This is a genomic window from Paractinoplanes abujensis (genome assembly GCF_014204895.1).
Classification (GTDB): Bacteria; Actinomycetota; Actinomycetes; order Mycobacteriales; family Micromonosporaceae; genus Actinoplanes; species Actinoplanes abujensis.
Genome location: NZ_JACHMF010000001.1, coordinates 5,363,538 through 5,375,768 on the forward strand (window position 1 = coordinate 5,363,538; position 12,231 = coordinate 5,375,768).

Sequence of the window (12,231 nt, forward strand, 5' to 3'; positions counted from 1 at the left end):
CGGAAAGGCGACGGGGTGGGACGATACGCCCGAGCCAGGCTGGCCTCCCAGGTGATGCGGTGCCTACGCCGCGCCGGCTTCACGGAGGTCCGCTACGACGCCCCGGCCTTCCAAGTCCGCTTCACCACAAATGTCCGGAGTGAGCCGGCCATCCTCGACCTGGCTCCCCTGCTCACCCCACGAAAGGGGCGGAAGAAGCGGATCCAGGCGTACGTCTCCGGCCTGAGCCCCGACCCCATCCCGCCCGACTGGCAGACCGCCCGCCCTTTGCTCCGCCCGGTCCTGCGGGGCGGCACGCCGGGCAACCCGATCAAGCGGCCCGCCTTCCCGTACTTGTCGGAGTACGTGGTCATCGACCACCCCGAGGCGATGACCTACGTCACCGATCAGCAGTTGCAGACCTGGCACGTACGCCCCGACGAGGTCTTCAAGTCGGCCCGCGCCAACCTGGAAGCGGCCACCCTGCAGGGCGCCCCCACCGAACTGGTCCGCTTCGTCGACGACGGCGACGCGTACTGGACCTCGCACCTGCTTCTGGAGCACTGGTTGCAACGCCTCGAACCCCAGGTGGGCGGCCCGCCCGTCGCTTTCGCCCCGGAGCGCGGCACCCTGCTGATCACCTCGGCCGAGAGCCCTCACCTGCGGGCGGTCTTCGCCCAGGCGGAGGAGCTCTACGCCCGATCGCCCCGGCCGATCACCCCGATGGCGTACGTCAGCGACGCCCAGGGCTGCACGGTCCCGTTCAGCGTGCCCGAGGATCACCCCCTGCACCACACGGTTCGCCGGGCCGAGCGCATCTTGGCCGTCCAGGAGTACGCCCGCCAGGCCGCCCACCTGACCGAGCCCGCCGCCGAACTCGTCCTGGTCGGCGACGACGAGACGGGCTGGCGCACCCGGGCCGCCTGGGACGGCGAAGCGCTGCTGCCGACCGCGGACGAGGTGCAGCTGGGCGACCGGACGGTTCCCTGGCCCGAGCTGGACGTGGAGCCCGTGCCGGGGCTGGAGCCGATCAGATGGACAACCGCCGGTGCACCACAATCCCCGCCACCCCGGGCCCCACGTGCGCGGCGACGACCGCGCCGATCTCGGTGATGTAGCAGTCTCGCAGCCTGTCCCCCAGCCGCATCGCCACCTGGTCGGCCAGCGCGGCCGCCCGGTCCGGCGATTGCAGGTGATGGACGGCGATGTCGACCAGTCCGTCCCCCGAGGCGTCCACGGCCAGGTCGACCAGCTTCGCCAGCGCCCGCCCGGCTGTGCGCACCCTGTCCTTGACGACGATCGCGCCGTCGGCCACGTGCAGGATCGGCTTGACCGAGAGGGCCGTGCCGACCAGGGCCGAGGCCGCGTTGATGCGCCCGCCACGGCGCAGGAACTCGAGGGTGTCGACGTAGAACAGCGTGCTCACCTGTTCGGCATGGGTGACGGCCGCACCCCGTACGGCGGGAAGGTCTTGACCTCGGGTCGCCGCCGTGGCCGCGGCCAGGGCGGCGAACCCGAGACCCATGCCGGTCGTGCCGCTGTCGACCACCTCGACGCGGGACCCGAACTCGGCGGCGGCCAGCACGGCGGCCTCGTGGGTGCCGGAGAGCCGGGCCGACAGGTGGACCGAGACGATGCCGTCGGCGCCGGCGTCGAACAGCTTGCGATAGGCGGCCGCGAACTGGGAGGGGGCGGGCCGGGAGGTGCTCACCTCGGCCCGCCGCTCGCCCAGGGCCCGCGCGACCTCGGCGGGCTGGATCTCGATGCCCTCGAGCCCGTCGGCGCCGTTGATGACGACCGTGAGGGGCACGACGGTCAGCTCATACGAACCCGCCAGTTCGGCGGGCAGGTACGCGGTGGAGTCGGTGACAACCGCGACGGGCATGCGGGCACGGTAGCCGATCGGAACATGCCCTGGTGAGCGCGGGGGTCACCCCTTTTCGACGGCAGTCACGACGAACGGCACGCCCTGCTGACAGGTCGACATCATGCCCGGCTCGGCGTGACCGGAGATCTTGACCTTGCTGCCCACCGCGGCGTCGCTGCGCATCGCCGGGTCGTCGAAGATCAGCAGGTGGGAGCCGCTGTCATCGGTGAGGAGCAGGCAGTTGGGCTCGACCCCGGCGGTCACCGTGCCGGTGATCGTCTTGGCGCCGGCGTTGGGCCGCCCCGGCTCACCGGCCGGACCGCTGGTCTTGGCCGTGGGCACGGGCAGGTCGACCACGTCCGAGGCCGAGGAGGAGGGCGCCGGGGCGGCGGCGCCGGTCTCGCTCGCATTGTTGGCGCAGCCGGCCGCGACGAGCAGAAGGAGCAATACGGCGGGAACGGTACGAGTCACCATGATGGTTGGACGCTACCGGATCATCGGCGGTTCCCCGGGCCGGGAATTCAGACGGGCGGCGGTACGGGCCGGTCGCTGAACGGGCCCACGTTGTACGCCGCGAGCTGCCAGCCGCGCTTGTCGTCGCGGGTGAGCTCGACCCAGTGGCAGTTCTGCAGGGCCCGCAAGGTGCGCAGCTGCTCGACGGGCCAGCCGAGCAGGTGCCCGATGCCCTGGCGGGCGGCGGCGCCGTGCGTCGCGACCACGACGGTGCCCCCGGCGGGTGCCTCGGCGGCGGCGTCACGCAGCCCGTCGGCGACCCGTTTGCCCAGGTCCTCCAGCGTCTCGACGTCGCCCCCGACCTCTTGCCCGGCCGTCCAGCGGGCGTGCTGCTCGGGGTGCCGCTCGGCCACCTCGGGCATGGTCAGGCCCTGCCAGGCGCCGAACCAGCGCTCGCGCAGACGCTTGTCGTAGCCGATCGACAGCCCGGTCAGCGCGCCCAGCGCGGCGGCCGTGTCCGAAGCGCGCTTGAGGTCGCTGGCCACGATCGCGTCGGGTTTCAGCTTGACCAGGATCTCGGCGGCGTCGACGGCCTGCTGGCGGCCGAGCGCGTTGAGCTCGACGTCGGTCTGCCCCTGGACCCGGTTGGCGGCGTTCCAATCCGTGTTGCCGTGCCGCCAGACGATCAGGCGCGTCACGACGCGTCGGCCTCGACCATGTCGCGGTCGACGAACGGGATCGTCGGGCAGTCCTTCCAGAGCTTGTCGAGGGCGTAGAACTCGCGCTCCTCCACGTGCTGGATGTGGACGACGATGTCGACGTAGTCGAGGAGCACCCACCGGCCCTGGCGCTCGCCCTCACGACGCACGGGCTTGGCCTTCTCGGGCAGGTTGAGCAGGGCTTCCTCGATGGCGTCGACGATCGCGACGACCTGGCGCTCGTTGGACGCCGAGGCGATCACGAACGCGTCGGTGATGTAGAGCTGGTCTCCGACATCGATCACGACGATGTCTTGCGCCTTCTTGTCGGCGGCGGCCTGCGCGGCCGTCATCGCCAGTTCAAGAGCGCGTTCGCTGACGGGCAAGAGTGTCCCCTCGGTCGGCTTTCTGGTGCATCAAGCCTCTCACACCGGTGTGACATTCCCCGAGCCCCGATAGAGGCCCCGCTTGGCGATGTATTGCACGACACCGTCGGGCACCAGATACCACACCGGTTCGCCCTTGGCCACGCGTTCGCGGCACGCCGTCGACGAGATGGCCATGGCCGGCACCTCGACCAGGGTCACGCTGTCCTCGGGCAGGTGGTCGTCAGTGAGCTCGAAGCCGGGCCGGGTCACCCCGATGAAGTGCGCCGCGGCGAACATCTCGAGCGCGTCCTTCCAGCTCAGGATGCGGTTGAGCGCGTCCGCGCCGGTGATGAAGAACAGTGCGGCGTCGGCGCCGTAGACCGCGCGCATGTCGCGCAGGGTGTCGATGGTGTAGGTGGGGCCGTCGCGGTCGATGTCGGCCCGGCTGACGTGGAAGCGCGGGTTCGACGCGGTGGCGATGACCGTCATGAGGTAACGGTCCTCAGCCGGCGAGACCCGGCCCTTCTCGTACGGCGAACCGGTGGGCACGAAGACCACCTCGTCCAGGTCGAAGCGGGCCTGCACCTCGCTCGCGGCGACCAGGTGACCGTGGTGGATGGGGTCGAACGTTCCACCCATGATCCCGATCCGGCGCCGACGCGATGACATCAGAAGAGAATAGATCAACCGTCGAGGCGTTTACGGACGGCTGTCAGCAGATCATCCGCGGTGAACGGCTTCTCCAGCAGCGCCACGCCGGGCTCGAGCGTGCCGTCGGAGTGCAGGACAGGCTGGGCGTAACCCGACATGTAGAGCACCCGGGTGTCCGGCCGGCTGATCACCAAACGCTCGGCGAGATCCTTGCCCAGCATCCCGGGCATCACCACATCGCTGAGCAGCAGGTCGATGGCGCCCTCGTGCCGGGCGGCCAGGGCCAGCGCCTGCGGGCCGCCCTCGGCCGCGATCACCCGGTAGCCGGCGCCGGAGAGAATCCGCCCGGCCACGGCGCGCAGGCCCGCTTCGTCGTCGACGACCAGCAACGTCTCGCCGTGCCCGTCGGTGACGACAGGATCAGCGGCGGGAGCGACGAACCCCGGCGAGGCGGGCGGCAGCAGCACGGTGACCGTCGTGCCCAGGCCGGGCGACGACGAGATGCTCACCTCGCCGCCGGCCTGGGTGACGATGCCGTAGACCATGGCCAGCCCCAGCCCGGTGCCCTCGCCGTTGGGCTTGGTGGTGAAGAACGGCTCGAACGCGCGGTCGGCGACGTCGGCGCTCATCCCCCGCCCCGAGTCGCTGACCCGCAGCCGCACCCGGTCGTCGGCGCAGCCGGTGTCGATCACCAGGTTGCCGCCCGCGGGCATCGCGTCCCGGGCGTTGTGCGCGAGGTTGACCAGCATCTGCTCGATCTGAGCGGGGTCGCAGTGCACCGGCGGCAGCCCCGGGCCGGGCCGGACGATCAGGGCGACGCGCTCGCCGATCGTGCGGCGCAGCGTCCCCTCGAGCCCGGCCACGAACCCGTTGAGGTCGAGCACCTCGGGCCGCACGACCTCGCGCCGGGCGAACGCGAGCAGCTGGTGCGTGAGGTGGGTGGCCCGCTCGCCGGCCCGGATGACCTGCCGGGCGTCGGCGGCGATCATCCGCACGTCGGGCTGCTCGGACTCCGCCTCCTCGACGACGAAGCTCGCGTAGTTGACGATCACGCCGAGGATGTTGTTGAAGTCGTGCGCAACCCCGCCGGCCAGCTGCCCCAGGCTCTCCAGCCGCTGATTGCGCACCTCCTCGGACAACTCCACGCCCCACCCTAACGAGGAGGAGCCGCCCACAAGGTCAGAAGCGCGCAGCCAGGGCCCGCCTCAGGTCGTCGTCGGCGTCGAGCACCACGCGCCGCAGGATCGGGTCGAGCTCGTCGTCGGCGAGCAGCCGGGCCGCCAGCTCGCGGGTCTGCGGCTCGACGACCACTGACGGGTACGCCGCCGCGGCCGTCCGCTCGGCGCTCATGCCGTTGCGGATCCGCATCATCTCCGGCATCTCGGCGAAGTAGCGGGCCACGTACGGCCGTACGAGGTCGATCTGCTCGGTCTGCCAGAAGCCGGAGGCGGTCATCTCGACGAGCCGGTTCGACAGCGTGGCGTCCGAGATGATCGCGGCCCACGCGGCCGCCTTGGCCTCCGGGTCCGGGCGGGCGGCCCGGCAGCGGGCGGCCCACTGCTCGCCGGTCGAGCTGCGGTCCCGCGCGAACTCGGCCTCGATCACGTCGAGATCGGCCGCGCCCAGCACCGCCAGGCGATAGATGATCAGCCAGCGCAGGTCGGCGTCGACCGGCAGGCCCTCGGGCACGTTGCGCCCGGCCAGCCAGTCGTGCAGGCGCCCGGTGTCGACGGTGGCGCCGATCAGGCCGCGCGCGGCGGCCAGCTGACGCGATCCGCCCGGCTCGGAGGCGGCGAGCAGCCGGTCGGCGGCCTGCGCGACCAGTTCCAGGGCGGCCGGGCGGGTCTGCCGGGTGGAGTAGCGGTCGACCAGGCTGCGGGTGGCCCGCAGCACGTCCTCGACGATGACCACCTCGGACTCCACCGGCAGCGCGGCCAGCACCAGCGTGACCAGCTCGGCTACCGGGCGTTCGCCGTCGACGACCGCGTCCAGCGTGGCCGCCCACAGCACGGCCCGGGCCAGCGAGTCGCCCAGCAGCGGCAACACGACGGGAACGGCGGCATCCGACTTCTCGTCCAGCCGGATCTTCGCGTACGTAAGGTCCCCGTCGTTGAGCAGCAGCAGGTCGGCCACCGGCTCGCCGGTCAGCTCGGGCACCTCCGTACGACCGGTGGCCTGCACCTCGACCTCGATCAGCTTGCGCCGTTGCACCGTGCCGTCGGCGCGGTGGTCCCACAGGCCGATGCCGATCCGGTGCGGGCGCAGCGCCGGGTGGGCGTCGGGCGCGGTCTGGAGCACCGCCACCGACGAGTAGGCGCCCCCGGAGTCCGAGACCGTCAGCCGCAGCGTGTTGACCTGGGCCCGGCGCAGCCACACGTCGGCCCAGGCGGTGAGGTCGCGCCCGCTCGCCGCGGACAGCGCACCCAGCAGGTCGGCCAGGGTCGCGTTGCCGTACGCGTGCGCCGCGAAGTGCGCGTTCACCCCGGCCCGGAACGCTTCGTCGCCCACCCACGCCACGAGCTGCTTGAGCACGGCCGCGCCCTTGGCGTACGAGATGCCGTCGAAGTTGAGCAGCGCCTGGTCGGTGTCGCTGACCTCGGCCGGCGCCACCGGATGGGTCGAGGGGTGCTGGTCGGCCCGCAGGCCCCACGCCTTGCGCTGCATGGCGAAGGTCGTCCACGTGCCCGCGTACCGGGTCGCCTCGGACGCGATGCGCGTGCCCATGTACTCCGCGAACGACTCGTTCAGCCACAGGTCGTCCCACCAGGCCATGGTCACCAGGTCGCCGAACCACATGTGCGCCATCTCGTGGGAGATCACGTTGGCCCGGTGCTCGCGATCGCTCTCGGTGACCGCCGAACGGTGGATGAACTCGTCGCGGAACACGACCAGCCCGGGGTACTCCATCGCGCCGAAGTTGAACTCGGGGGCGAACGCCTGCTGGTAGTGGCCGAACGGATAGCGGATGTCGAAGATCTCGTGGTAGCGGTCGAGGCACTGCTTGGTGATCTCGAAGATCTCGGGCGCGTCGGCCTCGAGCGCCTCGGCCAGCGCGGCCCGGGCGTACAGGGCCAGCGGGATGCCGTCGTGCGAGTCGGTGACCTCGTGGTACGGCCCGGCGATGAGCGAGCACAGGTAGGTCGGGATCGGCTTGGTCGGCGCGAACTCCCACCGCCCGTCGCGGCTCGACACCAGTGGCCCGTTCGCCGCGACCCGCCAGTTCGCGGGCGCGGTGACGCTGAGCCGGTAGGACGCCTTGAGGTCGGGCTGGTCGAACGCGGGCAGGATCCGGCCCGCGTTGTTGATGAACATGTGCTGGTAGAGGTAGATCGAGCCGTCGGCCGGGTCGACGTGCTTGTGCAGGCCCTCGCCGGTGTTCGAGTAGCGCATGACGGCCTCGACGGCGAGCTCGTTGGACGCGGCCAGGCCGGTCAGCTCGATCCGCCCGTCGGTGAGCACCGACTCGGGCAGCGGCGCTCCGTTCAGCGTCATCTTGGCCACGGACACGGGCTCGAACTCGAGGAACGTCGAGGAGCCGTCCCGGGCGCCGAAGCGCACCACCGTCCGCGCGCCGAAGGTGTCCCCCTCGGCGGTCAGATCGAGATCGACCTCGTACTCGTGGACATCGACGGTGGCGGCCCGGGCGGTGGCCTCGGCGCGGGTCAAACTCGGCATTCGACCATCATCCGATACGCGTTTCTCCGCTGCTATCGTGGGTTCCATGCGCTGTGCCAATCGTGCCTGGTGGCTGCCCTGACGGGCGGCTCACCCACACGCGCACTCATCGCGGCCGCCCCTTCCCGGGCGGCCTTTTCGTGTCTCCGGGAGAGGTCGGCCTGACCCCGGAGGAGAAAGACCATGACTCGTCGGCTCACCGGCTTCCAGCCCACCGGCCACCTGCACCTCGGCAACTTGATCGGCGCCATGCGACCCCTGGTGGCCGCGCAGGACAGACCCTCGATCGCGATGATCGCCGACCTGCACGCGCTCACCATGGAGCACGATCCGCAAGCCGTACGCGCGAACACCCTGACCGTCGCCACGGTGCTGCTCGCCGCGGGGGTCGATCCGCAGCGCACCCCGATCATCGCCAACTCCCAGGTGCCCGAGCACACCGAACTGCATTATCTGCTCGAGTGCGTGACCGGCTACGGCGAGGCGGCCCGCATGATCCAGTTCAAGGAGAAGTCGGCCGCCGGCGGCACTGTGCGGCTCAGCCTGCTCACCTATCCCGTGCTCATGGCGGCTGACATTCTCCTGCACGACATCGACGAGGTCCCCGTGGGTGAGGATCAAAGTCAACATCTCGAGCTGGCCCGTACGATCGCCACCCGCTTCAATGCCCGCTACGGCGCGACGTTCGTGGTGCCCGAGGGCATCCGCCCCGAAGCGGCCGCGCGGATCATGGATCTGGCCGACCCGGTCCGCAAGATGAGCAAGAGCGCACCCTCACCGGCGGGCCGGATCGGGCTCCTCGACCCGCCCGAGACGATCCGCAAGGTCATCTCGCGGGCGGTCACCGACACCGCGGGCGTGGTCCGGCACGACCGGGAGGGCCAGCCCGGGGTCACCAACCTGCTGGAGATCCTGCGGGCCTGCTCCGGCCGCGACCCCGGCGAGCTCACGTCCTACGGCGCGCTCAAGCGGGAGGTGACCGACGCCGTCGAGGCGGTGCTCGCGCCGATCAGGGCCCGCTACGCCGAGCTGTTGCAAGACCCTTCCCACGTACGTGAGGTGCTCGCCCGGGGCAAGGCGTTCGTGCGGCCACGGGCGGCCGAGACCGTACGGCGTACGCGGGCCGCCATCGGGCTACTGGACTAACGCGACCAGCCGCTTCTCGAAGACGTCGGGCCCGGCGACCTCGTGGTAGCCGGAGGATTGGAACAGGGCGATCGCCGCGGCCGACAGGGTGGCCGTCATCAGGCGCATGACGGGCCGGCCGGCGGCGAGCGCCTCCTCCTCGATCGTGACGATCATCTGCCGGGCCAGGCCACGGCCCCGGAACGACGGGCGCACGTAGAGGCGGTGGAGTTCGGCCACGCCGGGTTCGGGCAGCGGCCGCCAGGCCCCGCAGGCCACGCCCCGGCCGTCGACGGTGCCCACGACATACGCAGCCTGGTCGTCGGGCCAGAACGCCGGACCACCCTCATGCTGCTGGGCCGCGACGAGGGCGGCCAGCTCGGGGTCCAGAGCGGGTCTGGCTTCGATCAACACGCCGTGACCCTAAGCAACCACCCTTTCCGGATGGTTGCGTGAAGCTGGCCTGCGCCCTATTCGTCGGTGTCGTCCTCATCGGTGACCAGGACGGGACGCTGCGCGTTCGACACCGTCGTGACCGTGCCGTCGGGCGCCATGTGCAGCAGTTCGTCGTCCGAGCGGACCCGGCGGGCCTTGCGGGCGGCCAGCCGGTCGGCGGCGGAGGCGCGGTGGTTCTCGTCCTCGAGGCGGATGTCGGTGCCGCGCGGGCCCGACACGTACTCGCCGGCGTTGGGCTGCCAGTCGAACTCGCGCTCACCGATCCGTACGGGGTCGCCGGCCTGGGCGCCCTTCTTGCCCAGCGCCTCCTCGACGCCGAGCCGGTCGAGCCGGTCGGCCAGGAAGCCCACGGCCTCGTCGTTGTCGAAGTTGGTCTGCCGGACCCAGCGCTCGACCTTGGCCCCGCGGACCACGAAGACGCCGTCGGCGTCCTGCTCGATCGTGAAGCCGGAGTCGTCGACCGCCTTGGGCCGCACGATGACCCGGCTCGGCTCGGGCGCGGGCTGCTCGAGGCGGTGCTGCTTGACCGTCTCGGCCAGCGCGAAGGTCAGTTCCCGGAGGCCCTCGCGGGTGACCGCGCTGACCTCGAAGACGCGATAGCCGCGGGCCTCGAGGTCGGGCTTGACCATGTCGGCCAGGTCGCGGCCGTCCGGGATGTCGATCTTGTTGAGCACCACGAGCCGGGGCCGTTCCTCCAGGCCCCCGTACGCCGCCAGTTCCGCCTCGATGGCGTCGAGATCGGCCAGCGGGTCGCGCTCGATCTCGGGCGCCGCCGCGTCGAGCACGTGCACCAGCACCGAGGTGCGCTCGATGTGCCGCAGGAACTGCATGCCGAGGCCCTTGCCGGTGGCCGCGCCCGGGATCAGGCCGGGCACGTCGGCCACGGTGAAGGTCTCGTCGCCCGCCTGCACCACGCCCAGGTTGGGCACCAGCGTCGTGAACGGGTAGTCGGCGATCTTGGGCTTGGCCGCCGAGATGACCGAGATCAGCGACGACTTGCCGGCCGAGGGGAAGCCCACCAGGCCCACGTCGGCGACGCTCTTGAGCTCGAGCACGGCGTCGAGGCTGTCGCCGGGCTCGCCCAGCTCGGCGAAGCCCGGCACCTTGCGGCGGGTGTTGGCCAGCGAGGCGTTGCCCCGCCCACCCCGGCCCCCGCGGGCCACCTCGAAGGTGGTGCCGGCGCCGATCAGGTCGGCCAGCACCTCACCGTCCACGGTCTGCACGACCGTGCCGTCCGGCACCTTGAGCACGAGGTCCTTGCCGTTGGCGCCGTCGCGGTTGGCGCCCGCCCCGCCGCCGCCGTTGGAGGCCTTGACGTGCGGGTGGAAGTGGAAGTCGAGCAGCGTGTGGATCTGCGGGTCGACCACCAGCGTGATGCCGCCGCCGTGCCCGCCGTTGCCACCGTCGGGACCGCCCAGCGGCTTGAACTTCTCGCGGCGGACCGAGACGCAACCGTGCCCGCCGTCACCGGCCTGCAGGTGCAGCACGACGCGATCGACGAACGTGGTCACTGCTCAACTCCTTCGAAGAAAAACAAAGCGGGCCGCGGACCCGGAGGTCCGCGGCCCGCTCAGATAAAAACTACTCCGCGGCCGGGACGATGCTGACGGTCTTGCGACCGCGCTTCGTGCCGAACAGCACATTGCCGGTCGCGAGCGCGAACAGCGTGTCGTCGCCACCCCGGCCGACCAGGTCGCCCGGGTGGAACTTCGTGCCGCGCTGGCGGATCAGGATCTCGCCGGCGCTGACCAGCTGGCCACCGAACCGCTTGACGCCGAGCCGCTGGGCGGCGGAGTCACGACCGTTACGGGAGCTGGATGCACCCTTTTTGTGAGCCATGAGTGGTCCTACTTCCCGCTCTTGATGCCGGTGACCTTGATCTTGGTCAGCGGCTGACGGTGCCCCTGACGCTTGTGGTAACCGGTCTTGTTCTTGAACTTGTGGATCCGGATCTTCGGACCCTTGGTGTGCTCGGCGATCTCGCCGGACACCGTCACCTTGGCAAGCTTGGCCGCGTCGGTCACCAGGTTGTCACCGTCGACGAGGAGGACTGCGGCGAGCGTCAGCGAGTCGCCGGGCACACCCGCGAGCTTCTCGACCTCGATCACGTCGCCCTCGGCAACCTTGTACTGCTTGCCGCCGGTCTTGACGATCGCGTACATCGGACGCGGACTCCCTGAGACTTACGCAGCGAATCGCTGCTTGGCGGATGAAGCTGAGGATCTCGGCCACGGCCAGGATGTTGCACCGCCCGCACGAGAACATGGCGCCTAGAAAAGCGCCGTCCGAAAGCGTACTTCATGAGTGGGGCCGATCCCAAACCGGGGCCACACGCCGGTGCAGGTCAGCCCTTTCCGCACGCCTTGTCCAGCTTGGCCGTCAACGCCGCCATCTTGTCGGTGTCGAGCTTCTCGATGTCGCCCTTGAGCGCCTTGACCTGCGTACTCATGCCGGTGAGGGCCGACTTGAGCGTGGTGTCGGTCGTGATCGCGGCCATGTTCGTGAGGGCGAACGAGAAGTTCTCCACGTCGCGGGCGATCTTCTGGGCGGCCTGCTGCTTGGCCTCAGCGCCCTTGCTCGCCGCCTCGATCTTGAGCTTGTAGTCGTCGGCGAACAGCTTGCCGAAGCTGGTGGTCGTGCGGCCGGCCTGGGCGCAGATCTGCTTGGTGTCGCCGGTGAGCGCGGCGTCGGCGGCGGCCGCGGCGGCGGGGTCGGCCGGCGCCGGGGCGACCGCCGGGTTGGTGCCGGCCGCCGGGGCCGGGCTGCCGTCCGGGGCGGCGTCGTCGGAGCAGGCGGCCGTGAAGGTCAGCGCGCCCAGGGCGACGCACACGGCGAGGCCTCGGCGCGGGGAGATGCGGTGCATGGGGGCTCGGTCTCCTCGGGGAAGGGGGGAAGAGATCCCGAGAGAGTAACCGACATCACGACGGAAGCGGCCCGGTCAGTTAACTTTCTTTACCGA

The 12,231-nt window shown here is 70.8% G+C and carries 14 protein-coding genes; 2 read left to right on the forward strand and 12 right to left on the reverse strand.

The window, feature by feature from the left end; translation table 11 throughout:
• The first annotated feature begins 15 nt into the window (after positions 1 to 15).
• Entirely contained in the window at positions 16 to 1,092 is a 1,077-nt protein-coding gene (locus BKA14_RS24365) for a DUF1444 domain-containing protein (RefSeq protein WP_184953191.1), read from the forward strand.
• Here BKA14_RS24365 and BKA14_RS24370 read toward each other — a convergent pair.
• The 7 genes from BKA14_RS24370 to pepN are packed head-to-tail and all read right to left on the reverse strand — an operon-like array spanning position 1,010 to position 7,691.
• Positions 1,010 to 1,864 carry a DegV family protein gene (locus BKA14_RS24370; RefSeq protein ID WP_184953192.1) on the reverse strand — a complete coding sequence of 285 codons (855 nt, stop codon included), beginning with the start codon at positions 1,862 to 1,864 and terminating at the stop codon, positions 1,010 to 1,012. The genes BKA14_RS24365 and BKA14_RS24370 overlap by 83 nt on opposite strands.
• A 45-nt stretch (positions 1,865 to 1,909) precedes the next feature.
• Positions 1,910 to 2,320 (reverse strand): hypothetical protein, encoded by a 411-nt coding sequence (locus BKA14_RS24375; RefSeq protein WP_184953193.1) that lies wholly within the window; start codon positions 2,318 to 2,320, stop codon positions 1,910 to 1,912.
• A 47-nt stretch (positions 2,321 to 2,367) separates the two neighbouring features.
• A complete protein-coding gene (locus BKA14_RS24380) occupies positions 2,368 to 2,997 on the reverse strand; it encodes a histidine phosphatase family protein (RefSeq protein WP_184953194.1) in 630 nt (209 codons plus the stop codon).
• Entirely contained in the window at positions 2,994 to 3,383 is a 390-nt protein-coding gene (rsfS, locus tag BKA14_RS24385) for a ribosome silencing factor (RefSeq protein WP_184953195.1), read from the reverse strand. Before rsfS ends, BKA14_RS24380 begins: the two co-directional genes overlap by 4 nt.
• Before the next feature lie 39 nt (positions 3,384 to 3,422).
• Positions 3,423 to 4,034, reverse strand: a complete 612-nt coding sequence (gene nadD / locus BKA14_RS24390; RefSeq protein WP_184953196.1) for a nicotinate-nucleotide adenylyltransferase — start codon at positions 4,032 to 4,034, stop codon at positions 3,423 to 3,425.
• A 14-nt stretch (positions 4,035 to 4,048) separates the two neighbouring features.
• Positions 4,049 to 5,161, reverse strand: a complete 1,113-nt coding sequence (locus BKA14_RS24395; RefSeq protein WP_239092705.1) for an ATP-binding protein — start codon at positions 5,159 to 5,161, stop codon at positions 4,049 to 4,051.
• A 34-nt stretch (positions 5,162 to 5,195) separates the two neighbouring features.
• Positions 5,196 to 7,691, reverse strand: a complete 2,496-nt coding sequence (gene pepN, locus BKA14_RS24400) for an aminopeptidase N (protein ID WP_184953197.1) — start codon at positions 7,689 to 7,691, stop codon at positions 5,196 to 5,198.
• Between the two features lie 183 nt (positions 7,692 to 7,874).
• Between pepN and trpS the strand changes: the two genes are divergently transcribed.
• A complete protein-coding gene (trpS, locus tag BKA14_RS24405; protein ID WP_184953198.1) occupies positions 7,875 to 8,837 on the forward strand; it encodes a tryptophan--tRNA ligase in 963 nt (320 codons plus the stop codon).
• On the opposite strand, the gene BKA14_RS24410 is transcribed toward trpS, so the two are convergent.
• From BKA14_RS24410 to BKA14_RS24430, 5 genes are all read right to left on the reverse strand, one after another.
• Positions 8,826 to 9,230 carry a GNAT family N-acetyltransferase gene (locus BKA14_RS24410; RefSeq protein WP_184953199.1) on the reverse strand — a complete coding sequence of 135 codons (405 nt, stop codon included), beginning with the start codon at positions 9,228 to 9,230 and terminating at the stop codon, positions 8,826 to 8,828. The genes trpS and BKA14_RS24410 overlap by 12 nt on opposite strands.
• Positions 9,231 to 9,286: 56 nt before the next feature.
• Positions 9,287 to 10,783: a GTPase ObgE gene (gene obgE, locus BKA14_RS24415; RefSeq protein ID WP_184953200.1), complete on the reverse strand. Its 1,497-nt coding sequence runs from the start codon at positions 10,781 to 10,783 to the stop codon at positions 9,287 to 9,289.
• A gap of 70 nt (positions 10,784 to 10,853) precedes the next feature.
• Positions 10,854 to 11,111, reverse strand: coding sequence for a 50S ribosomal protein L27 (rpmA, locus tag BKA14_RS24420; protein ID WP_184953201.1), 258 nt, complete (start codon positions 11,109 to 11,111; stop codon positions 10,854 to 10,856).
• A gap of 8 nt (positions 11,112 to 11,119) precedes the next feature.
• Positions 11,120 to 11,434: a 50S ribosomal protein L21 gene (gene rplU, locus BKA14_RS24425; RefSeq protein WP_184953202.1), complete on the reverse strand. Its 315-nt coding sequence runs from the start codon at positions 11,432 to 11,434 to the stop codon at positions 11,120 to 11,122.
• Positions 11,435 to 11,616: 182 nt separating this feature from the next.
• Complete coding sequence (locus BKA14_RS24430; protein WP_184953203.1) at positions 11,617 to 12,135, reverse strand: hypothetical protein; 519 nt, start codon at positions 12,133 to 12,135, stop codon at positions 11,617 to 11,619.
• Positions 12,136 to 12,231 lie beyond the last annotated feature (96 nt).